Raw genomic sequence first — 21,023 nt, 5'->3', positions numbered from 1 at the left:
TACCTCCCTACAATTAAAAGCTATATTATAAAATTAAAAATTTATAATAAATAACATATATAGAAACGGAATCTATACTAAGTCAACGGTTTTCTTATCCTTCCTGCGGCCATACTCATATCCTCATCCGAGATGCCTATCCACCTTACCAATGATACGGTTCTCCCCTGCTAATCTTAAACGCCCGATAAAGCTGCTCGACGAGTATCAGCCGGATCATCTGATGGGTAAACGTCATCCGGGAAAAGCTCAGCCGCTCATTGGCCGCCGCCACAACGGCCGGCGCGAGACCAAAGGCGCCACCGATGACAAATGTAACATCGCTCTGGCCCGCTAGGGCCAGAGCGTCGATTTTTTCCGCCAATTCTTCCGAGGAAAGGGCCTTGCCCCGGACGTCGAGGACGATTAAATAGCTGCCGTCGCGAACGTGCTTAAGCAGCCGTTCGCCCTCACGGGCCAACACCTTCTCCTTTTCCGCAGGCGAAGGGTCGGCCGGCATACGTTCTTCGTCCACCTCGACGATTTCCAGGCGGCAGTAAGGGCCGAGCCGTTTGGTATACTCGGCGATGCCGGCGGTGAGGTATTTTTCTTTAATCTTGCCTACGGCAACAATCGTAATTTTCATAGTTATTGACTATCAGCCGGCATTTCCTCAAGCAGCACGCTAATGGTGCGGGTCTGGTCGCCGCGAAGGATAACCACATCGACGCGGGAGCCGACGGCCTGGTTATCCAGTACGGCCCGGAGGTCTGCCACGCTGTTAACTTCGGCGCCGGCAACTTTCAGAATAACATCACCCTCGCGGATACCGGCCTTGCCTGCCGGGCCGGAGCGTTCAACCCGGGCTACATAGACGCCTTGGTCGATGGTAAGTTCATAGCCATAACGGGCCGCCGAGTTTTTGTCCAGTACCCCTACGCCAAGATAAGCGCGAATAACGCGGCCCTTGTCAATGATCGACTGGAGAATGGGGCGGGCGGTGTTGATGGGAATGGCAAAACCGATGCCCTCCACACCAGGGACGGAAATCTTAGCGCTGTTGATGCCGATGACCATGCCGTCGGCATTGACCAGCGCCCCGCCGGAGTTGCCGGGGTTGATGGCCGCATCGGTCTGGATAAGCTTAAATTTGCGTTCACCGATTTCAATAGAACGGTTAAGGGCGCTGATAACGCCAGCCGTCACGCTGCCTTTGAATTCCAGCCCCAGTGGATTGCCGATAGCAATGGCCGGCTCGCCCACCATGAGAGAATCAGAGTCACCGAGAACGGCAGCCGGCAAGCCGGTCGCGTCCACCTTGACTACCGCCAGGTCAGTAGCCGGGTCAACGCCCAATACACGTCCGTTGAAGGTGCGGCCGTCAGCCAGGGAAACAACGATTTCCTGGGCATTCTGCACTACATGATAGTTAGTGGCGATATAGCCATTGCTATCAAAAATAACCCCCGAACCGGTTCCCTGCTCGATAAGAACTTTACGGTTGAAAAAGTCGCGAGCATAAGCTTTGTTGGTAATGCCGACAACCGCCGGACCAACGGCCTGGGCGGCGCGGACGATAGGCGTGTTGCGAGCGTCGGAAAGCTGTGCTTGGGCAGCAGGCGGCTGCAAACTGGGCAGAGGCGCCTGGGGTGCGGGTTTGGCTAAAAACTTGCCGCCGTAGCTTAATACCAGGCCGCCACCAATCAGAATACCAATCAGCGCTACGATAAGAAATGGCATTAATCGTTTCGTCATAACCATTCCTCCTTTTATAGGTCTTCGACCAGACTAGCCGTGCGGTCAGGATAGGTCAGCCGCAGGGTAATTTCACTGTCAAGGCAGCAGCCCTGGTCGGCCAAAATGGTACTGACCGTCGTCTTGGCCAGGTCGGGTCGGTTGTTTTCCTGGCTTAGGTGTGCCAGAAAAACTTCTGTCTTGCTTTTCCTGGGCAGACGGGCCAGCGCCCAGCCTGCGTCGGTATTGGAAAGGTGTCCGCGGCTACTCATGATCCGCCGCTTGAGCGACCAGGGATAAGAGCCCTTTTTCAGCATATCCACGTCGTGGTTGGACTCCAGGACGAGCACATCTGAGCAGGCAATAGCTTTTTTTACACTGTCAGTGACAAAACCTAGGTCGGTAGCGACACTATACTTGCGGTTGCGATAATAGAAATTGAACCCTACCGGGTCGGCGGCATCGTGCGAAATGCTGAAAGCCTCAATTTTGACGTTGCCAATCTCGAGACTGTCCCCAAGCTCGTAGCAGCACGCGCTTGGAATCAGTTCCCGGCAAAACATATTTTCCCATGTCCCCGGGCGGGTATATACCGGCAGACCATAGCGCCGCGTCAGCGTCGGCAGGCCGCTCACATGGTCGCGGTGCTCGTGGGTCACCAGGATGGCATCCACTTCCTCAAGCGATGTACCGATCCCGCATAGCGCCTGCTGGATGCGCCGGGCGCTGATGCCGGCATCGACCAGAATTTTGGTAGTATCGAAATCAAAGAACAAAGCGTTGCCAGTGCTCCCGCTGGCCAGAACGTGGACTTGCATGAACAGGCTCCTTTGGTAAATTTAACAGGTAATATTTCGCCCTGGAGCCTGTAAATCCCTTTCTATTTTTCTGCCATTTTGTCCCTAATCGCCGCGCGCAGCTGGTCGGGAAGCGCATCAAGCAAAATGGCGGTAATCTCCCGTAGCCGCTTGGCTGTTTTGGCCTCAAACCGCAGGGTAAAGAGCGGTTCGGTAACCGAGGCGCGAATCATGCCCCAGCCGTCGGGAAATTCGATGCGCACACCGTCAATGAGGTTAGGCTGGTATGCGGCAAGACGCGCGGCAACACCGGCCAGGATTGCGTCTTTGTCCGGGCCGGGATAAGGTACGCGGATGTCAGGCGTCAATATGTAGTTAGGAATTGTGTCGACGAGCGCCCCCAGCGGACCAGACTCGGCTACTATTTCACATACTTTTAACCCGGCATACATGCCGTCGTCATAGCCAAGTTCCCGGAAGAAGAAGTGGCCGCTGATCTCGCCAGCAAACAGCGCTTTTTCCCGTAGGAAAGCGGCTTTGCTAAATGTGTGGCCCGCCCGCGCCATCACGGCCCGGCCGCCGGCTTTGGCAATTTCCTCGGGAACGACCATTGAGCATTTGGCATCATAGATGACAGCGCCTTTTTCCCGGCGGAGATAATGGCGGGCCAGCAAAACGAGAATGTCGTCATTGTCGATTGCCTGCCCAGTTTCATCGACAAAACCTACCCGGTCACCGTCGCCGTCAAAGGCAATGCCCAAGGCGGCGCCCGTCTCTCTTACCCGCCTCCCTAAAGCTGCCAGGTTTTCCGCCAGGGCCGGATTGGGCGGCCGATGCGGAAAGGCGCCGTCGGGTTGGCAATACATTTCAATGACGTCATAACCAAGAGCGCGAAACAGGCGGGGGGCAATGGGCGCCGTGGCGCCGTTGCCAGCGTCGACAACGACGCGCAACCGGCCCGGTTTAGCCATACTGGCGGTAAACTGCACGTAATCGTCCACCATCGGCCGGGCGATAATCGTACCATTACCGGTAGTACGCCGATCAACGGCTACCATCGCCGCGATTTCCGCGATATCCGCCTCGGTCACCGGCTCAGGTCCCAATACCAGTTTAAATCCGTTATACGGCGCCGGATTATGGGAAGCGGTAATCATCACCCCGCCGGCAGCGCCGGTAGTTTTTAGCGCATAATAAAAAACCGGCGTGGCAACGGTGCCAATATCAAGAACATGGCACCCCGATTCGGCCAGGGCATCCAGTACAATGCGCTGCAGCGCCGGTGTCGACAGGCGGATATCGCCGCCAACCACCACCGTTTGGCCGGTTAGTTTCACTCCCACCGCCAGGGCAATGCGGCGGGCCATATAATCGGTCAGGTCTTACCGACAATACCGCGAATATCGCAGGCGTGAAAAATAGACATACTGTTCTCCTTTCGCAATAGCTACATCAGGGATATTGTAGCACGAGCGCAGGAAATCATTCAATTGAGCGCCGGTACTTTCCATAGCAAACGCAGTGCCTGCGTCTAAAATAAAAAGCCGTCTACACTGCTTGCGTGCAAACGGCTTTTTATTTTTCGTCATAATTTTTCATATTGGTGACAGCCCACCGTTGCCAGGCTTGTTCAAATGCCTGATAATCCATGCCCAGAACGCCGGTGATGGCCGCCTCGGTACTGCGCCCCTTTTTCAGGTCGGCAATAATGGCCATCAGTTTGTCCTCGCCATGCACTTCGGCAATATAGCGGACCGCGGCCAGCGCTTCGCGATAAGCAAGCGACTGCTCGGGCAGGTTGTCGAAGTTCTCGTCCAGTTCGGCCATGGTATAAAGCTTACCGGTCAGCTTATTGCGCGGCGTAAGCCACTCATAACCGTTGGCGCGATATTCCATATACTGGGCCAGCCCCTCGGTAAACCAGCGGGTATAGTTGCCGCTTGTCATATGGTCAAATACTAGGTGCGTGAATTCATGGACCATTGGCCCCTTATGGATGAACTCCTCAGTGGATTCGCCGGCTTTCAGCCAGACGCGAGGCGATAAAATCTGAATAACGCCGCCCCAATAGACCCCCATGGCACTTTGGTCGCCGGACCAGCCAAAAGCCTGGTTGAGCTGGCGGCGGTCGGGATAAACCAGCAACAGTGTTTTTTCGGCCGGCTCATACTTAAGCGCCTGGGTTACAGGTCCATAAGCGGCTTCGGCGGCGGTCGCAAGCATCGCTACCGCATCAGCATCAGCCGCAGTATATTTGATAATAAAGTGCGGTGTTTCATAAACGGCCATATCGCGCGTCTGGTAAGCGATTTTCGCCACAGCTAACTGGCGCGCCAGCGGGTATAGCCACATACGGGGAAGCTGTGCCGGAACAAAGGCCAGCAGCACGATCACCAGACCAAGAGCGATGAGGGCTGTCACCTTATCGTGAAACAAAATGGTACGCATGGGTACCCCCTCCTCTCCCGGTTCTCATGGAGTCCCATTATACCACAACAACAGGCCCCCGCCTATCGGTATTTTCTGTAAACTATTTGACTAAACTAACGCCAACGCTGGTGCCGATGCGGGTCGCCCCGGCTGCAATCAGCTTCAGCGCCTGCTCACGCGTCCGGATGCCGCCCGCGGCCTTGATGCCAAGCCGACCGCCTGCTACCCTGGCCAGCAAACGGACATCTGCTTCGGTCGCCCCACCCGGCCCAAAACCGGTAGACGTCTTGACAAACTGCGCGCCTGCTTCCAGGATGGCCAGACAGGCCCGCTGCTTCTCCTCATCAGTGAGCAAAGCCGTTTCAATAATAACCTTTACAACCCGCCCTTCGGCGGCCCGGACGACCGCCCGGATATCTTCGACGACCGCCGCCCATTGGCCGGCTTTAGCCGCACCGATATTCATAACCATGTCAATTTCGTCGGCTTTATGCTCCACCGCCGCCTGCGTTTCAACAACTTTAACCGCCGTAAGCGTCGCCCCGAGCGGAAAGCCGACTACGGTCGCCACTTTTACGCCGCTGCCGGCCAAACGATGCGCCGCCAGGCTCACATAACACGGGTTGACGCAAACTGCCTTAAAATTATGCTCGGCCGCTTCAGCGCACAGGCGGAGAATGTCGTCCACCGTCGCCTCCGGCTTAAGCAGGGTGTGATCAATATATGCCGCTAAGTTAATACAAGACCCTCCCTTCCCCAAGCCTGGCGGGTCAGGCTTGACTTATTTCCGACGAGCAGCCGAAAACCGTTATGTTTTCAGTTACCGCCCCAATTGAATTCGCCAATATCGGGCAAAACTCCTGGTGTAAACGACAAAAAACGAAGACCCCGGCCTGCGCATTGGCAAACCGGGGCTATGAACTATCCCTGTTTTTCAAACTTGTCTTTTGGGGCGCCGCACTCGGGGCATTTGCCGGGACGGCAACGGCCTTCCTTGGTAGCGCCGCACACAGTGCATTTCCAGACTGCCATTAAGTGCACCTCCTATTCTTTGGCCGCGCATTCAGGGCATACGCCATAGAAATAAAACTGTTGGCCCGTAATCCGGTAGGGCGTGGCCTTTACTACCTGTTGCACAAATTCGGTGCTGTCGATGCCGTGCAGGTCATCCACCCGGCCACATCGCTGACAGCAGATGTGCGAATGGTTGGAAGTGTCGGCATCGTAACGGAAGCTGTCTTCACCGGCGTTTAACACCTGGATTAGCCCAAGCTCCTTGAGGATTTCAATGGTTTTGTACACTGTCGCCAGACTCATCGTTGGATAAATAGGCTGCAGCTGGTGAAAAATCATTTCGGCGCTGGGATGGGCTTTGCTTGCGGCTAAAACGTTGTAAATCGCCAGCCGCTGCGGCGTAACTTTAAAGCCCTTTTCCCGCAACAAAGTTGTTACACAAACGTTCATAACTACACCCATTTCAAAAAATAATTAAACTAAAATAACAATGATTATCCTATAATGTTATTTTTATTTTACCTTGTTCTGTGAAAAATTGTCAAGGTATAGTTTGCAAATTAAAGTCTCGTGGGACTGCCACGAGACTGCGAGTATTACCTCATTTGCTGGCTTTGGCCGGAAAACTTGTTTTTAGCTTGTGCAATGTCCTGAGGACTGGCGTTTTTGACATTATAGAACCCTTTTTGTTGCATGTAATTAAACAGTTGCTGCTCCTGGCTGTACAAGTCGCCAAGAATCGTCATGTAATCGCGGCGCAGTTGCTCGTTCACCGTTTCGGAAATATAAGTATTGGTCGACGATGCCAGATGCTTCGTCTCGTTCAGACAAACCTGCAACAGATCTTTGTCGGAGATTTGCATGCCCTGTCCAGACATGGCGCCCTGACCTTGTCCCATTTGTGCCACTGTTGTCACCTCTTACTGTAATGTTTGGCCTGCGTTCAGATGTTTGCTAAGCGTTTGTACATGCTGCTGGTGTTTTTGCGCCATTTGCTGGAGCATTTGCCTTGCTTGGCTGTCCTGCAACTCGTTGGCGAAATGGTTAAGCGTCTTAACACATGTTTGATGCATGGTAAGCGAGTCTTCCAGTTGCATCAGTTCATTTCTGCGTCAACACCAAAATCCCTCCTTTCCTGCCAAAAATAGCATGCGCGGCAAGGAAGGCTTATATGCCCGTCAGAAGAGCAGCTTTGCCATCCAATTATAGGAAAAACCGCCTGGCATACGCCAGGCGGTTTTTAAGCTTATTGGCCAATACTTTCGGCCGGGCATGCAGACACACGTTTGTCGTTGGCAAGCCGGAGCCAAGTGCGTATGGCATCAGCGATGACAAAGATAACTAAAATTATCATAACGGCGCTGGCGCCGGCCAGGAGGTAATTGTTTTTCGGCAGATACTTGGTCGTAATGTTGAGGTAACCGGCAGCCACGGTGGTTGCGCCCAGGAAAGACATGGGAATAATCGTTGTCCATGCGTAGCGCCCCTTGCCCATCCTAAACAGTACCGTAGTACCGATCGCCAGGGACATTGTGGCCAGCAGCTGGTTCGCTACGCCAAACAAGGGCCAGATGGTGGAGATGGAGCCGCCGTACAAGAGATAGCCCCAGGCGAACGAGATGGCAGCACTACTGAAAATAATGCCAGGAACCCAGTTGACATTTTTCAACGGCTTATAGACCATGCCGCCAAGTTCCTGGATGAGATAGCGGCCGACGCGCGTGCCGGCGTCAATGGTCGTCAGAATAAAGAGCGCTTCAAACATAATAGCAAAATGGTACCAGAAGGATAGGAGGGTGTTCATGCCGGGAATTTGCGCAAAAATGTGCGCCATGCCTACCGCCAGGGATACGGCGCCGCCCGGACGGCCAGCGACATTTTCACCTACCAATTCGGACAGCATGGGCAGTTCGTTCACCTGCATACCCAGTTTGGCAAACACGGCAGGGGCGGTATTAATGGCAAAGTAGTCGGCGGGATAGAGACTGGTAGCGGCAATCAACGCCATCAGCGCGACAAAGGATTCGACCAGCATGCCGCCAAAACCGACAGCACGGATTTCCGCTTCATTGGCCAGCATTTTCGGGGTGGTGCCGGTGCTTATCAGCGCGTGGAAGCCCGAGATGGCGCCGCAGGCAATGGTGATAAACATAAAGGGCCATACGGGGCCGGGAATAATCGGTCCGCCGCCGTTAATGAACGGCGTCACTGCCGGCATATGAATTTCCGGACGGACGATGATAATGCCAACGGCTAACGCCAGGATGGTGCCAATTTTCATATAGGTGCTGAGGTAGTCGCGCGGCGCCAACAGCAGCCATACCGGCAAGGCAGCGGCGACAAAACCGTAAACCGCCATCATGACCGACAGCTGGCCGCGGCTAAAGGTGAAGTACGGCGCGAGTGAAGACTGTTGGACCCACGGTCCGACAAATACGGCGATAAGGACCAGCGTAACGCCGATGAGCGAACCTTCGCCAATATGACCGGGCCGGATATAGCGGAGGTAGAGGCCGACAAAAATGGCGATGGGAATGGTGGCGGCCACCGTGAAGGTGCCCCAGGAACTGTCGTAGAGGGCGTTGACGACGGCGATGCCCAAACCGGCCATCGTAATAATCAAAATAAACAGTACGGCAATACTGGTCGCCAGGCCGGAGGCCTTACTGATTTCCTTCTTGGCGATCTCGGCCACCGACAATCCGTCGTGGCGGATGGACGCAAAGAGAATGACCATATCGTGGACCGCGCCGGCGACAACGGCGCCGATCAGCAGCCACAGCGTACCGGGCAGATAGCCAAACTGGGCAGCCAGCACCGGGCCGACGAGGGGACCGGCCCCGGCAATCGCCGCAAAGTGATGGCCAAACGTTACCCATTTGTTGGTCGGCACATAATCGCGGCCGTCGCTCAGGCGAACAGCCGGCGTAGCTCGCCCTGGGTCAAGAGCCAGCACTTTGGCCGCCATGAAGGCGCCATAAAAGCGGTACGCCAAAGTTAGAATGAGAGCGGCAATAATGACAAGAGCAATACCGTTCATGTTTCTCCTCCTTTGTATGGTGCAACAAATTTCGACAATTAGCATAATACCAAAAGTTACGGCCAGTACGACAGTTAAATCACGTGAATGGAAGAAATTCAGGTTTAACCGGAAATATCTTTCGCCAAACAGAAACACGGCTGCGGTGACAAACAAAAAACTGGAGCTATTTCAGCCCCAGTATTTCCTTAATCTCTTTTATTTGGCCTTTGCTGACAGGAATTTCCGCACCGTCTGGTCCACCCACCCGCAGCCAGTAGGTTCCTTTAAACCAAGGAATAACTTCCACTACCTTGTCCAGGTTAACAATATAACTCTTGTGCACCCGCACCAAACTGGTCGCTTGCAGCCGCTGCTGCAGGTCCGAAAGCGTACCTGGGTAAACGGCCTTTCCTTCGCTAGTGACCACCATTACTTCCCCGGCCTGCATGTAGGCATACAAAATATCGCGGTAATCGACCATAACAATTTTGCCGTTTCGCTCCACTGCCAGCTTTTGGATGGAAGCACGTATAGCCGCCAGTGCTTGGTCAACCCGCTGCGCCGCTGCCGCCCATTCGTCGGAGCGGTACTTCTGCAAGCGCTCTACCGTGGTCGCCACCCGTTCCTCTTCAAACGGCTTGAGAAGGTAATCGACGGCGCCAATCTCAAAGGCCTTAACGGCATAATCGTCATAAGCGGTGGCAAAGACGATCAGTGCGTCCGGCGCTACCGCCCGCAGCGTGAGCGCCGTTTCCACGCCGCTCATGCCGCGCATCTCTACATCGAGAAAGACCACATCGGGCTGGTGCTCGGAAGCCAACACCAAGGCAGCCGGCCCGCTGTCGGCTTCACCTACAACAATAATTCCCGTCTGACGAGAGAGTAAGAACTTGAGTTCATCGCGGGCCGGTAACTCATCATCCACAATCAGCACTTCAAGCACAGTCATCCACCTCCTCAAGCCCCCTGGGCACTCGCATGGTTACAGTGGTGCCGTGCCCCGGCCTACTCTCCACGGTCAGACCGTAAGCGGGTCCAAACTGTCCCCGCAGCCGTTCATGGACGTTGATCAGCCCAATGGCCTCATTGCCCGGCTGCCGCAGCGGATGGTGACGGGTCAGGTCCATGCCGACGCCGTCGTCGGCAATAACAATTTCCAGCGCCGCCTCTGCCCCCTCCCGCACGGTAAGCCAGACGCAGCCGCCTTCCTCCTTCGGCCCAAGACCATGTTTAATGGCGTTTTCAACCAAAGGCTGAATGGTAAGGGAAGGAATGAGACAGTTTACCAGATGGGGCGCGATGTCCTCCACGACCTTAAGCTTTGGCCCGTGACGGGCCTGCTCAATGGCCAGGTACGCCCGAACCTGGGTTAACTCCTCAGCAATTGTGATATTGCGCCCTGTTTTGTGGAGGGTATAGCGGAAAATGGTACTCAGCTTCAGCAGCAGTTCCCGCGCCAGGTCAGGATTGGTGCGGATCAAAGAGGTGATGGTGTTGAGAGTATTAAACAGAAAATGGGGGTTTATCTGCGCATGCAGCGCTTTTAGTTTGGCTCTGGCCGCCATCTTGGCCTGTTGATCGATTTCGGCCAGTTCCAGCTGAGTCGAAAAGAGATGGGCTATCCCCTCGGCGAAAACAATATCGGCGTCCCCGACAGCATTGGCCCGGGTGTAATAAAGCTTCAGCGTCCCCACAACCAAGCCCGCCCGCACCAGCGGGACCACGACCGCACTGGCCAGCCGGCAGTCACCGCACCGGCAACCAATTTCCTGGCGGTTGCGGGCAACCCAAATGCGTCCGGTGGCCAATACATGCCGGGTAGCCCGGGTCAAACCCGCTCCGGGGACAGCGTGGTGGGCCGCCTCGGCGCCGACGAAGGCCAGCACCCGCTCGGTATCGGTTATCGCCACGGCGTCATAGCCGGCGGTAGCAAAAATAATCCGGGCCGTTGCCTCAGCCGAATCGGCAGTGAGGCCGCGGCGCAAAAACGGCAAGGTTTTCGTCGCAATTTCCAACGCTTTGTGCGACTGCTCGGCCCCTACTTTCCGCTGGGCGTCCCTGGCCATTTTCATGATCTGCATAAAGATGGCTAAGCCGATAGAGTTGACGACGATCATTGGCAGGGCGATTTCCTGCACCAGCGCAAGGGCAGCCGCAAAGGGGCGGGCCATGAGCAAAATGATCATCATTTGCAGCGTTTCGCCGGCCATGCCGGCCGCCAGTGCCAGCCACCAGGGAATAGGCCGGGTGGGGCAGCGCCGGTGAATATAGCCGGCAAGAAGCCCCTCGCAGATGTTAGCCAAAGCGCAGGCGCCAGCCGTGAACCCGCCGAGCAGATAGCGATGACCGCCGGCAATCAGTCCGGCCGCCAACCCCATTTTCGGGCCGCCAATCATACCGGCGGCCATAACGCCGACTACCCGGGAATTGGCTAGCGCATCATTGACCGGAATGCCGGCGTAAGTCCCGAGAATGCCAATTAGTCCGAAGAATAGGGTCAATAATAGCTGGTCCCGGCCCGTTACCCGCTGCTGCACCAGGCGGCGAAAAGTCGCGGTTTGGGCCAGAATGAGGGCCATTGTCACGGCAACGCTCATGCGTTCAATCATTTCCACTAAGAGGATTTCCGACATTCTTGCACCTCCCCTTCAGAGCATACACCGTTTCGGTTATCTGTGGCAAGCATCACGCACTGGAAAATCGGAAGCAACCCTGACCTGGCAGGATGAGTCCGCCACCAAGCCGAATTAAGCATGTAATTTGTTCATGAAAGGATGGTATACATCTTGCCGCCAGCATCAGCCTACCTTTTCGTCATCCTGGCGATGCTCATTTGGGGCAGTGTCGGCATTTTTGTCCGGCTGGCCGAGCAGCCGATCACCCCCATGTAGTAAGGAGGTTTTATGAAACAGCACCTTACGCCCACTACCCTGCTCTTTCCTTTGCCTACCGTCCTGGTATCATGCGCCGCACCCGGCTTCCGCCCTAATATTACCGCCATTGCCTGGACAGGCATCGTCGGCGCGCGACCGCCCCTGGTAAGCATTTGCCTCCGGCCCGACCGCTACAGCTACGGTATAATTACTGCCTCAAGACAGTTTATCATCAACATCCCTACCGAAAACCAACTTGCCGCCATTGATTTGTGTGGCGTCGTGTCCGGTCGCGAGGTAGATAAATTTGCCGCCGCCGGCTTCACCCCCAGCCCCGGGGTAAAAGTGACGACGCCGGCGATTGCCGAGTGTCCCGTCAACCTCGAATGTGTCTTGCGGGAGACGCTGCGCCTGGGCAGCCACCATACTTTCATCGGTGAAATCGTCCACATCCAGGCCGATGCGTCCGTCCTCACCGCCGCCGGCACCATTGACTTCGGCAAATTGCGCCCCGTTACCCTTAATGGAGCCGAATACTGGGGGCTGGGCGAACGCAAGCTGGCAGACTACGGCTTTACTGCGAAAAATAAATAGCGTAGAATCACAAAGCACCTCCGGCCGGAGGTGCTTTGTTTTAGGAGAGAAACTCGCGCCGCGCCGCGTCGTAGACCAGTTTTTTTGCCGCCACCAGCACGCCCACCAACAGCCAGAACGACCAGTACATCAGAATAAGCGAATAGCTTAGGGCAAACGGAGCGCCATAAAGGGCAAAGAACGGTTTCAGCACTAAAAACCAAGCCGTCATGCCGGAGCCAAGGGCAAAGGCGAAAATGCAGAACGCGGCCAGACAGGGGCTGCTGCGTCTGAGCGCCAATTTACTGCCCCGGTCGCCGATACCCACCAACAGGGCGATGAGGACAACCGCCGCCAAAAACGGTTTGGCAACCAAAAATACGCCGGTAACCTTGGCCAACAATGCTTCCACTCGCGTCACCCCCACAAAAATATACTACTATATGTTATATATTGCTAACGCCGCCAATATATGCACAGAAAATTGCATTTATTGCCATTTCGTGTTGACAAACCGCCGCCAGAGGATTAGGCTGCGCACTAAAAAGTCGAGGGCTGTTATTACCCAGGCGGCTGTCACATCATACCGCCATAAGACGATGAACAAATAAATCAGCGGCAATCGTACCAACCACACGCCGGTAATTGTCACATACATCGGCCAGCGGGTATCGCCGGCGCCGCGCATCGCCCCGCCCAGGGTATAGGTGATGGCTATGGTGGGCTGCTCAAAGGCGGCAATCATCACACACTGGGCACCCCAATAAATTACGCCCGGGTCGTTAACAAAGAGCGCCGTAAGCGGGCGGGCAAAAAAGAAAAAAATCACGCCCATCATGGTCATGCTCAGCACCGCGATGCGGTTGGTCAGCGCGGCATACTGAACCGCCCGGTGCGGCAAGCCACGCCCGAGATGTTGGCCCACCAAGGCCATAGCAGCAACCGAAAAACCAAACCCTGGCATAAACGAAATGGACTCCACCTGGAGGGCGATCTGGTGGGCGGCAAATTGGGTCGCTCCCACGCCGGCAAGCATAAACGTAAAGGCAATCCGGCCGCCCTGCATGGCCAGCTGCTCCAGTCCGGCCGGCAGGCTGATGTCCACGATCCGGGCCAAATAGGCGCGCCGAATGATGAACACATGGCACCACCGCAGGCTAATTTGCCGCACTACCGCTAGTGCGCCCAGCGCCAAAAGGCCGCCTGACGCCTGGGTAAGACAGGCTGTCCACGCCGCGCCATACGCCCCCAGCGGCTGGCCGGCTACGCCGAAAATCAGCACATAGCCGAGGAGGATTGCCAGCACATTATTTATTGCCGTCAAATAAAAGGTCAACCGCGTCAGGCCAATGGCCCGCAGGACATTGTTGGCCACGGCCATGGCTAAAAATAGCGGCGTGGTAGCAAAGGTGATACGCAATAGTTCGCCAGCCAGGTGCGCAACGGCAGGGTCGGCGCTCGTCACCAGAAAAAGATACGGCGCCGCGGCAAAGCCGATAGCCCCCAGAACCGTACCAAGGACCAGGCCGAGGAGTACCCCCTGGCCGGCCACGACCCGCACCGCTTCCCAGTTGCCAGCCCCGGCCTCACGGGCGACGATGGCCGCTGCGCCGGTGCCGGCTGCGGCGAAAATGATAGACGAAGCCGCCTGGACCATCGTCGACAGCCCCACGGCAGACAAGCTGACGGCGCCGAACTGTCCGACCATGGCCGTTGTGACGACACCGACCAGCATGACGCCAAACCCCTCCATGACCACCGGCCAAACAAGCGTTAGGATCCTCTGTCGCATATAATCCGCTGATAGTGACATTGCCAAATCCCCCGCTTTTACCCCTGTGAAACATCCGCCCCGAAAAGCGGCAACCGTAAAAACCTCCCTGCCAATAAATTGGCCCACAACCAATGGAAATCAACATCATTCCACAACTTTTCACTTACCTCATACCTCATACCTCATACTTCATACTTCATACCTCATACTTCATACCGCATACCACTATCCGGAATGGTCCAATTTACTGGCATAATTATCTTTGTGGTATAATAGGGGCGTGTAAAAAACAAAAAAGTTGGTGAAACAATGCAACTTGCCGAAATTCCCGCTTTCATTGCCCGTGAACTGGGCGTAAGACCGCAGCAAGTAGAGGCCGCCATAAAATTATTAGACGATGGCAATACCGTTCCCTTTATCGCCCGCTACCGCAAAGAAGCAACCGGCGAACTTAACGAAGAACAGCTTCGGACGGTTTTGGACCGGATGCAGTACCTGCGCAACCTGGTAAAGCGTCAGGAAGAAGTTATAGCCAGCATTGCCGAGCAGGGCAAACTAACGCCTGAGCTGGCCGCTGCCATCACCGCCGCCACCAAGCTGCAGGAAGTGGAAGACCTGTACCTCCCCTTCCGCCCGAAAAAACGCACCCGCGCCCAGATCGCGCGCGAGCGGGGGCTTGAGCCGCTCGCGGAAATTATGCTGGCCCAGGAAATGACGGACGGCGATCCGCTCGCCGTAGCCGCGGAGTTTATCGACCCGGCCAAGGACGTACCTGACGCCGATGCCGCCCTGGCCGGCGCTATGGACATCATCGCCGAGTGGATAAGCGAGCGGGCCGACTTCCGGGCCTTGTTGCGCAAAGAACTGTGGGACAAGGCGGAAATCGTCACCTCCCTGGCTGTTGATGAAACAGCAGGTAAGGAGTTCCTGAACTATAAGGAATACCGCGAACCGGTCAAACGCATGCCGTCCCACCGCATTTTGGCCGTCAACCGCGGCGAAGCAAAGGATATTTTGAAAGTCGACCTGGTTGCCCCCCATGAGGCAAACATCGCGCGGATTACGAATGAAGTAGTCACCAGACCCTCGATCTTCGCCGACCACCTCCGCGCCGCCATTACCGACGGTTACAAGCGACTCTTGTTTCCCGCCCTGGAGCGGGAAATCCGCTCGCTGCTAACCGAAAACGCCGAAAAACAGGCCATTCGCGTCTTTGCCCTCAACCTCCGCCAACTCCTGCTGCAACCGCCCCTGGCCGGCCACACCGTCATGGGGCTCGACCCTGGCTACCGCACCGGCTGCAAAATGGCAGTGGTCAGCCCCACCGGCACGGTGCTCGCCACCGGTACCTTATATCTAACGCACAGCGACGCTCAGCGGGAACGGGCGGTAAAGGAGGCGCTGGCGACAATCGAGAGCTACGGCGTCACCCTCATCGCCATCGGCAACGGTACCGCTTCCTATGAGACCGAGGAGTTTGTCGCCCGTCTCATCAACGACCATCAGCTCCCTATCCATTACCTCATTGTCAACGAAGCCGGCGCCTCGGTATATTCGGCCTCAAAACTGGCCAAGGACGAATTGCCTGATCTTGATGTCTCCCTGCGCGGCGCCGTATCTATCGCCCGCCGCGTGCAAGATCCGCTGGCCGAACTGGTCAAGATCGATCCCAAATCAATCGGCGTCGGCCAATACCAGCATGATGTCAACCAAAAAGAACTGGCCAGCGCCCTCACCGCCGTTGTCGAGTCTTGTGTCAACCATGTGGGCGTCGAGCTTAACACTGCTTCGCCCGCCCTGCTGCAGTATGTCGCCGGCATCAATGCGAGCGTGGCCAAAAACATTGTTGCGTTTCGCGACGCCAACGGCCCCTTCCAGAGCCGGGACCAGCTCCGGAAAGTCCCCCGTCTCGGACCGGCGGCCTTCACCCAATGCGCCGGCTTTTTGCGAATCAAGGGCGGCGCCAACCCCTTGGACAATACGCCGGTACATCCCGAGTCTTACCCTATCGCCGAAGCGGTCTTGGCGAAATTGGGCTTCTCCTTAGCCGACCTGACCGACCGCCAGCGGCTGCGCGCCTTGCAGAGCCAGCTGGCCAAAGCCGATGCCGGCCAGTTGGCCGCCGACCTTGGCGCCGGCGAGCCCACCGTGCGGGACATCCTCGCCGCCCTGGCCAAGCCGGGCCGCGACCCGCGCGAGGAGCTGCCGCCGCCGCTGACGCGCAAAAATATTGTCAAACTCTCGGACATTACGCCCGGTACCCTGGTCAAAGGAACGGTACATAATGTCACCGACTTCGGCGTGTTTGTCGACATCGGTCTCAAGACCAACGGCCTTATTCATCGCTCCGAACTCAGTCACAAGCCCTTCCGCCACCCCCTTGACATCGTCGCCGTCGGCGACATCGTAGAATGCATAGTCCTCAGCGTCGATGAGGCCCGGAGCCGCATCGCCCTCAGTCTCAAGCAAGCCCAAAAATAGCAATGCGCACCAAAGCCGGGACATATGCCCCGGCTTTTCGTTATATCCCCGGATGGTAATGCAGCCACCGACCCGTCAATTTGGCCGCATCGTACCGCGTCTCAATGTCCACCGGCAGCTCGCCCCATACGGCGTCCCGCTCTTCTAATAGCTGCTGCAAGGTAGTCAGCAGTTCGTCCGGCTGAGTGAGGTCGGCATCCTGCGCCAGCAGGGCCGTCAAAAATTCACTCACGCCATCCATCCCGAACGACGGCACTTCCATGGAAACGACCGTCCAGTAATCTTCGTCTTCGTCCAGCACAAAGACAATGTCAGGATAACGGCGGTTGGTCGGATCGGGCAGAATGAGTTCGCCATCGCCAGAGTCGGCCTCGAAGGACGGCACGCTCCGCAGATACACTTCGACTACCGGTACATCGCCATCGTATTCGACGCGGTAACAGCCGTTCAAACCAACATATTTGTGAAAACCGGGATACCGTTTGGCCACTCTTTTCAACTCCTTTCATGCCGCTTCAAATTTAGTGTCTACCAAACAGCCCATTCTCATGCCGTTCAAAAATTAACACCGGCCGCCCTTTTCGCAACCGGTGTTAACTTTTTCCCATTTTTGCTTTAGTCCATCCGCATGACGGCAAAGGTTTCCGTACTGTACACTTCGTCCGCAACAGTTTTATACAGCTCGTCCGCCGCGGTGCGCAAAACATGAATTTGGCCTCTTAGGGCCGCGACTACCGCCTGGTCCCGCAAGGCCGGCAAATTGATGGCCGTATTAAGAAGCGCGGCCGTCACGGCGTTATAACTTAAGAGCACGCCAATCATAAGGTCGCTGACCACATGAGCGTTGATTTTCCCCAGCAGCGACTTGCCAATTTCCAGGCTTTCCAGCGCGGCCCGCGCTACTTCGGTAGGTACCTCCGCCGCCTGCCGCAGCGCTTGCTGGATTTGGGCCGCCCGCGCCTCTTTCTCCTCCGCCGTTGCCTTCGGCAGCCCATAGGCCGCTATTACCGCCGAAAAAGCGTCAGCATCACGGTCAATGAGTTCTTCCAGTTTTTTATGTAATACAGCCAAGCCTTTTTGCCGTTCGACAAGCATGTCGGCGTACTCCGCTAAATCCGGACGCCCCAACGACAGATTCACTACCATTTCTAGCAAGCTAACACCTAAGAGGCCGGACACGGCGGCAGCGCTGCCACCGCCCGGCGCCGGCTGACGTGACGCGAGCTGCGCGGCAAATTCATGGATTGATAGTTCTCTGAGCAACATATATCCCTCTCTTTCAAATTTTAGCTGCATACCCTTCTACTCGCTAAAAGTCTAGCGGGGCCTATTTAATTATTGTATCAAACTTTGCCGAACAAATATACCACCACCGTGTCACGCATGTCACGGGGACATTATTGTAAAACGTGTAGTTTTCATTTGCCCACCTGCGTCAAGCATTGCATAATTGTCCTTTAGACTCGGTCCGGATGATAGGCACAGCTTCGGTGCTACCATAAAAACAAGGAGACAGCACACCTGTCCCCTTGTCGCTAGATAGGGCTCAATATCTTGAATTAAAAGGTCACTGTGCAGACTTCAATATATGAACGCTTTCGCGCCTTATCAAGAGAGCCGCCCGGTCGCCGGCCTGAAAGGCGGCCTTTTGGACCGGATCATAATCGATGACGGTTAGGCTTTGACCACCGGCAGTAATTTTATACTCCTGATATGCCCCCATGAACACCGAAGCCGCAACTTGCACAGCAAGCGGCCCTTCAGTAGCCAGCCTAAGCGTTTCCGGCCGCAGGACCACGCTCACCGGTTCGCCTGGACTGAGTACAAGGTCGGTCGCGACCGTGAAGGTCTGGCCGAGGAAGCTGACAGTGGCCATCCCATTGCCGGCGGCAACGACCTCGCCGGCCAGGATGTTAGCCATGCCGATGAAATCGGCGACAAACTTGGTCCGCGGCCGAGTGTAAATTTCAAAGGGCGAGCCAATTTGTTCAATATTCCCTTGGTTCATAATGACAATCCGGTCAGACATGCTCATGGCTTCGGCTTGGTCATGGGTCACATAAATGCTGGTAATGCCAATATCGCGTTGAATCCGCCGAATTTCACCGCGCATATGCACCCTGAGCTTGGCGTCCAAGTTTGACAGCGGCTCATCGAACAGCAGAACCGACGGTTCCATCACCAGCGACCGAGCTAAGGCCACCCGCTGCTGCTGGCCTCCGGAAAGCTGGTTGGGGTAGCGCCCTTCCAGGCCGGTAAGGCCTACTAATTCAAGAATATGGTTGACTTTGGCGCGGATGTCGCTGTCTTTCATTTTTTTGATACGTAGACCGTAGGCGATATTCTCAAAAATGGTAAGGTGCGGAAACAACGCGTAGCTCTGGAACACCATCGCCGTGTCGCGTTTGTCCGGGGTAAGGCGAGTTACTTCCTCGCCGCCAATATAAATATTGCCGCTTGTCGGTGTTTCAAAGCCGGCGATCATGCGTAAAATAGTCGTTTTGCCGCAGCCGGAAGGCCCCAGCAAGGTAACAAACTCACCCGCCGAGACATCAAGCGTTACATCGTTAACGGCCAATACGCCCCGGCCGGCCGCACCGTTATACCGTTTCACCAGATTTTGCAGGCGAACGCTTTTCGAATTTTTCAATTTGTTTTCCCCCTCAAAACTTTACACACCCTCGACATTTATTCCCATGCGATTGAACACGAACTTAAGCATGCCCGTTACTACCAGGACAATGACAATGAGAACGGTGGAATAGGCCGCCGCTACCCCCAACCGCCCGACATCGACCTGGCTCATAATAGCTACCGTCAGCAGGTTGTAGCTGGCCGAAACCAGGAAAATAACGGCACTGACTGCCGTCATGCTGCGGACGAAACTGTAAACCAAGCCGCTGAAAAAGGCCGACTTAATCAGCGGAATAGTAATCGAAGTAAACACTTTGAACGCGTTGGCGCCAAGGTCTTGGGCCGCTTCCTCGATGGACGGGTCAATCTGCTGCAGGGATGCTACGCCAGCGCGGATACCGACCGGCATGTTGCGGAAAATAAAGGCAATAAGAATGATGGTTGCCGTACCGGTAAGCACCAGCGGCGGTTCATTATAGGCCAGCACGTAGCCCATGCCAATGACGGTGCCGGGGACGGCCATTGACAGCATCGAAATAAACTCGATTGCCTTACGGCCGAAAAAGCGCTTGCGCACGATGAGAAATGCGATAATCATACTCAGAATACCGGTCATGGGCATGGACAACAGCGAGAGATAGGTGGTATCAAGAATTGGTTTTAGACCCAAAGAAAAGATATATTCATAATGCTTCAGCGTCGGTGTATAGTCGATACCCCACAGGTTGGTAAACGAACCGTAAGGAATAAGAATATAGAGCACCAGGACGAACAGGCTGACCAAAAAACAGGGCAGACCAATCAGCCAGTTCAGGGAACGGTCGGTGACCAGTTCGCGCTGGCGGGACGGCTTGCCGGTAACAGTAACATATGACCTTTCCCCCACCCAGTATTTCTGAACAATAAACATAAGGACCGAAAGGCTGAGCAGCACCGTCGCCAGCGCCGTACCACCCTTGATATCGTAGTTTCCCATGGCCTGGAGATAAATCTTCGCGGCCAGGGTGGTAAAATTGCCGCCAATCACCATGGCATTGCCAAAATCGGCCACCGTTTGAATAAACACCAGCAAGAAGGCATTGGCAATACCGGGCGTAAGCAGCGGCAGAATAATGGTCCGGAAAATATGCCAGCGGGAAGCGCCCATGTTGCGGGCCGCCTCCTCATAAGACGGGTCGATTTTTCGCATCAAGCCGGCCAGCACGAGATAGGCAATAGGAAAAAAAGTGAGAACCTGTACAACCACCAGGCCGGTAAAACCGTACACGTTGGCATCCTTGATGCCCAGCAAGCTGTAAGTAATAAAGCCCCGCTGACCGAACAACATGATGAAGGACATCGCCAGGGCAAAGGGCGGCGAAATGATGGGCAGAAAGGCCAAAATGTTGAATAGGCGTTTAAAAGGGATATTAAGAAACGCATCGGCGTAAGCGAACAAAAAGCCCACGGTCGTGGCAAAAAAGCTGACGACCACCCCTGCCATCACGGTGTTGACAAGTACCCGGACGTTTTCGTCCTGCCGGAAAACATCACGATAATATTGAAGCGTCAGGTCGCCTTCCGCCGTCACTATCCCCTCTTTGAGCACCGCGTACAGCGGCCAGACGATAAACAAGACCAATGAACAAATAACGAGAATAATAGTTACCAATAAAATAGGGTCGTGAATGATTTTGCGCATTGCTCCACCTCATAAGAAGCGGGCGCCTTAC

21 protein-coding genes are annotated in these 21,023 nt (G+C 55.4%); 2 read left to right on the top strand and 19 right to left on the bottom strand.

Annotated elements, in window-relative coordinates; genetic code table 11:
* Positions 1 to 145 precede the first annotated feature (145 nt).
* The 13 genes from rlmH to TCARDRAFT_RS03525 all read right to left on the bottom strand — a co-directional run bounded on the left by rlmH (position 146) and on the right by TCARDRAFT_RS03525 (position 11,609).
* The gene (gene rlmH / locus TCARDRAFT_RS03575; protein WP_007288641.1) at positions 146 to 625 is read right to left on the bottom strand and encodes a 23S rRNA (pseudouridine(1915)-N(3))-methyltransferase RlmH; all 480 of its coding nucleotides are present in this window, start codon (positions 623 to 625) and stop codon (positions 146 to 148) included.
* Between the two features lie 2 nt (positions 626 to 627).
* A complete protein-coding gene (locus tag TCARDRAFT_RS03570; protein ID WP_007288640.1) occupies positions 628 to 1,734 on the bottom strand; it encodes a S1C family serine protease in 1,107 nt (368 codons plus the stop codon).
* Positions 1,735 to 1,748: 14 nt separating this feature from the next.
* Positions 1,749 to 2,531: an MBL fold metallo-hydrolase gene (locus TCARDRAFT_RS03565; RefSeq protein WP_007288639.1), complete on the bottom strand. Its 783-nt coding sequence runs from the start codon at positions 2,529 to 2,531 to the stop codon at positions 1,749 to 1,751.
* Between the two features lie 62 nt (positions 2,532 to 2,593).
* On the bottom strand, positions 2,594 to 3,877 hold the full coding sequence (locus tag TCARDRAFT_RS03560; RefSeq protein ID WP_007288638.1) for a phosphomannomutase/phosphoglucomutase: 1,284 nt from the start codon (positions 3,875 to 3,877) through the stop codon (positions 2,594 to 2,596).
* A gap of 208 nt (positions 3,878 to 4,085) precedes the next feature.
* A complete protein-coding gene (locus tag TCARDRAFT_RS03555; protein ID WP_007288637.1) occupies positions 4,086 to 4,958 on the bottom strand; it encodes a peptidase MA family metallohydrolase in 873 nt (290 codons plus the stop codon).
* An 82-nt stretch (positions 4,959 to 5,040) separates the two neighbouring features.
* Positions 5,041 to 5,679 (bottom strand): deoxyribose-phosphate aldolase, encoded by a 639-nt coding sequence (deoC, locus tag TCARDRAFT_RS03550; protein ID WP_040683032.1) that lies wholly within the window; start codon positions 5,677 to 5,679, stop codon positions 5,041 to 5,043.
* A 182-nt stretch (positions 5,680 to 5,861) separates the two neighbouring features.
* Positions 5,862 to 5,972, bottom strand: coding sequence for an RCKP-type rubredoxin-like domain-containing protein (locus tag TCARDRAFT_RS16275; protein WP_332248956.1), 111 nt, complete (start codon positions 5,970 to 5,972; stop codon positions 5,862 to 5,864).
* 12 nt (positions 5,973 to 5,984) lie between these two features.
* Positions 5,985 to 6,404, bottom strand: coding sequence for a transcriptional regulator PerR (locus TCARDRAFT_RS03545; protein ID WP_007288635.1), 420 nt, complete (start codon positions 6,402 to 6,404; stop codon positions 5,985 to 5,987).
* Between the two features lie 146 nt (positions 6,405 to 6,550).
* Complete coding sequence (locus TCARDRAFT_RS03540; protein ID WP_040683031.1) at positions 6,551 to 6,853, bottom strand: spore coat protein; 303 nt, start codon at positions 6,851 to 6,853, stop codon at positions 6,551 to 6,553.
* Between the two features lie 21 nt (positions 6,854 to 6,874).
* On the bottom strand, positions 6,875 to 7,051 hold the full coding sequence (locus TCARDRAFT_RS16340) for a spore coat protein (RefSeq protein ID WP_071934004.1): 177 nt from the start codon (positions 7,049 to 7,051) through the stop codon (positions 6,875 to 6,877).
* Positions 7,052 to 7,200: 149 nt separating this feature from the next.
* Complete coding sequence (locus tag TCARDRAFT_RS03535; protein ID WP_007288633.1) at positions 7,201 to 8,994, bottom strand: carbon starvation CstA family protein; 1,794 nt, start codon at positions 8,992 to 8,994, stop codon at positions 7,201 to 7,203.
* Positions 8,995 to 9,160: 166 nt separating this feature from the next.
* On the bottom strand, positions 9,161 to 9,925 hold the full coding sequence (locus TCARDRAFT_RS03530; protein WP_007288632.1) for a LytR/AlgR family response regulator transcription factor: 765 nt from the start codon (positions 9,923 to 9,925) through the stop codon (positions 9,161 to 9,163).
* Positions 9,912 to 11,609, bottom strand: a complete 1,698-nt coding sequence (locus tag TCARDRAFT_RS03525) for a sensor histidine kinase (RefSeq protein ID WP_007288631.1) — start codon at positions 11,607 to 11,609, stop codon at positions 9,912 to 9,914. Before TCARDRAFT_RS03525 ends, TCARDRAFT_RS03530 begins: the two co-directional genes overlap by 14 nt.
* A 270-nt stretch (positions 11,610 to 11,879) precedes the next feature.
* Here TCARDRAFT_RS03525 and TCARDRAFT_RS03520 point away from each other — a divergent pair, with 270 nt between their 5' ends.
* A complete protein-coding gene (locus tag TCARDRAFT_RS03520) occupies positions 11,880 to 12,443 on the top strand; it encodes a flavin reductase family protein (RefSeq protein WP_007288630.1) in 564 nt (187 codons plus the stop codon).
* 40 nt (positions 12,444 to 12,483) lie between these two features.
* On the opposite strand, the gene TCARDRAFT_RS03515 is transcribed toward TCARDRAFT_RS03520, so the two are convergent.
* Positions 12,484 to 12,834, bottom strand: coding sequence for a hypothetical protein (locus TCARDRAFT_RS03515; RefSeq protein ID WP_007288629.1), 351 nt, complete (start codon positions 12,832 to 12,834; stop codon positions 12,484 to 12,486).
* Between the two features lie 78 nt (positions 12,835 to 12,912).
* Entirely contained in the window at positions 12,913 to 14,235 is a 1,323-nt protein-coding gene (locus TCARDRAFT_RS03510) for an MATE family efflux transporter (RefSeq protein WP_007288628.1), read from the bottom strand.
* 270 nt (positions 14,236 to 14,505) lie between these two features.
* On the opposite strand from TCARDRAFT_RS03510, the gene TCARDRAFT_RS03505 reads away from it, so the two are divergent.
* Positions 14,506 to 16,677 (top strand): Tex family protein, encoded by a 2,172-nt coding sequence (locus tag TCARDRAFT_RS03505; protein WP_007288627.1) that lies wholly within the window; start codon positions 14,506 to 14,508, stop codon positions 16,675 to 16,677.
* Positions 16,678 to 16,717: 40 nt separating this feature from the next.
* Here TCARDRAFT_RS03505 and TCARDRAFT_RS03500 read toward each other — a convergent pair whose 3' ends face one another.
* The 4 genes from TCARDRAFT_RS03500 to TCARDRAFT_RS03485 all read right to left on the bottom strand — a co-directional run bounded on the left by TCARDRAFT_RS03500 (position 16,718) and on the right by TCARDRAFT_RS03485 (position 20,992).
* The gene (locus TCARDRAFT_RS03500) at positions 16,718 to 17,167 is read right to left on the bottom strand and encodes a hypothetical protein (protein ID WP_007288626.1); all 450 of its coding nucleotides are present in this window, start codon (positions 17,165 to 17,167) and stop codon (positions 16,718 to 16,720) included.
* A 125-nt stretch (positions 17,168 to 17,292) separates the two neighbouring features.
* Positions 17,293 to 17,973, bottom strand: coding sequence for a cyclodeaminase/cyclohydrolase family protein (locus tag TCARDRAFT_RS03495; RefSeq protein ID WP_083795375.1), 681 nt, complete (start codon positions 17,971 to 17,973; stop codon positions 17,293 to 17,295).
* A 271-nt stretch (positions 17,974 to 18,244) separates the two neighbouring features.
* Positions 18,245 to 19,327 (bottom strand): ABC transporter ATP-binding protein, encoded by a 1,083-nt coding sequence (locus TCARDRAFT_RS03490; protein ID WP_007288624.1) that lies wholly within the window; start codon positions 19,325 to 19,327, stop codon positions 18,245 to 18,247.
* A 21-nt stretch (positions 19,328 to 19,348) separates the two neighbouring features.
* On the bottom strand, positions 19,349 to 20,992 hold the full coding sequence (locus TCARDRAFT_RS03485; protein ID WP_007288623.1) for an ABC transporter permease: 1,644 nt from the start codon (positions 20,990 to 20,992) through the stop codon (positions 19,349 to 19,351).
* Positions 20,993 to 21,023 lie beyond the last annotated feature (31 nt).

This window comes from Thermosinus carboxydivorans Nor1 (genome assembly GCF_000169155.1).
Taxonomy (GTDB): domain Bacteria; phylum Bacillota; class Negativicutes; order Sporomusales; family Thermosinaceae; genus Thermosinus; species Thermosinus carboxydivorans.
The sequence above is the reverse complement of the archived record's forward strand: the minus strand, read 5'-3'. Positions and strand labels throughout refer to the sequence as shown.

What these genes read in the sequence shown, in the direction of transcription:
- TCARDRAFT_RS03530 (WP_007288632.1), bottom strand. Translation starts at nt 9,925, where the DNA reads ATGACTGTGCTTGAAGTGCTGATTGTGGATGATGAGTTACCGGCCCGC.
- TCARDRAFT_RS03565 (WP_007288639.1), bottom strand. Translation starts at nt 2,531, where the DNA reads ATGCAAGTCCACGTTCTGGCCAGCGGGAGCACTGGCAACGCTTTGTTC.
- TCARDRAFT_RS03525 (WP_007288631.1), bottom strand. Translation starts at nt 11,609, where the DNA reads ATGTCGGAAATCCTCTTAGTGGAAATGATTGAACGCATGAGCGTTGCC.
- TCARDRAFT_RS16275 (WP_332248956.1), bottom strand. Translation starts at nt 5,972, where the DNA reads ATGGCAGTCTGGAAATGCACTGTGTGCGGCGCTACCAAGGAAGGCCGT.
- TCARDRAFT_RS03510 (WP_007288628.1), bottom strand. Translation starts at nt 14,235, where the DNA reads ATGTCACTATCAGCGGATTATATGCGACAGAGGATCCTAACGCTTGTT.
- TCARDRAFT_RS03560 (WP_007288638.1), bottom strand. Translation starts at nt 3,877, where the DNA reads ATGGCCCGCCGCATTGCCCTGGCGGTGGGAGTGAAACTAACCGGCCAA.
- TCARDRAFT_RS03485 (WP_007288623.1), bottom strand. Translation starts at nt 20,992, where the DNA reads ATGCGCAAAATCATTCACGACCCTATTTTATTGGTAACTATTATTCTC.
- TCARDRAFT_RS03555 (WP_007288637.1), bottom strand. Translation starts at nt 4,958, where the DNA reads ATGCGTACCATTTTGTTTCACGATAAGGTGACAGCCCTCATCGCTCTT.
- TCARDRAFT_RS03570 (WP_007288640.1), bottom strand. Translation starts at nt 1,734, where the DNA reads ATGACGAAACGATTAATGCCATTTCTTATCGTAGCGCTGATTGGTATT.
- rlmH (WP_007288641.1), bottom strand. Translation starts at nt 625, where the DNA reads ATGAAAATTACGATTGTTGCCGTAGGCAAGATTAAAGAAAAATACCTC.
- TCARDRAFT_RS16340 (WP_071934004.1), bottom strand. Translation starts at nt 7,051, where the DNA reads ATGCAACTGGAAGACTCGCTTACCATGCATCAAACATGTGTTAAGACG.
- TCARDRAFT_RS03540 (WP_040683031.1), bottom strand. Translation starts at nt 6,853, where the DNA reads ATGGGACAAGGTCAGGGCGCCATGTCTGGACAGGGCATGCAAATCTCC.
- TCARDRAFT_RS03505 (WP_007288627.1), top strand. Translation starts at nt 14,506, where the DNA reads ATGCAACTTGCCGAAATTCCCGCTTTCATTGCCCGTGAACTGGGCGTA.
- TCARDRAFT_RS03535 (WP_007288633.1), bottom strand. Translation starts at nt 8,994, where the DNA reads ATGAACGGTATTGCTCTTGTCATTATTGCCGCTCTCATTCTAACTTTG.
- TCARDRAFT_RS03495 (WP_083795375.1), bottom strand. Translation starts at nt 17,973, where the DNA reads ATGCAGCTAAAATTTGAAAGAGAGGGATATATGTTGCTCAGAGAACTA.
- TCARDRAFT_RS03520 (WP_007288630.1), top strand. Translation starts at nt 11,880, where the DNA reads ATGAAACAGCACCTTACGCCCACTACCCTGCTCTTTCCTTTGCCTACC.
- TCARDRAFT_RS03545 (WP_007288635.1), bottom strand. Translation starts at nt 6,404, where the DNA reads ATGAACGTTTGTGTAACAACTTTGTTGCGGGAAAAGGGCTTTAAAGTT.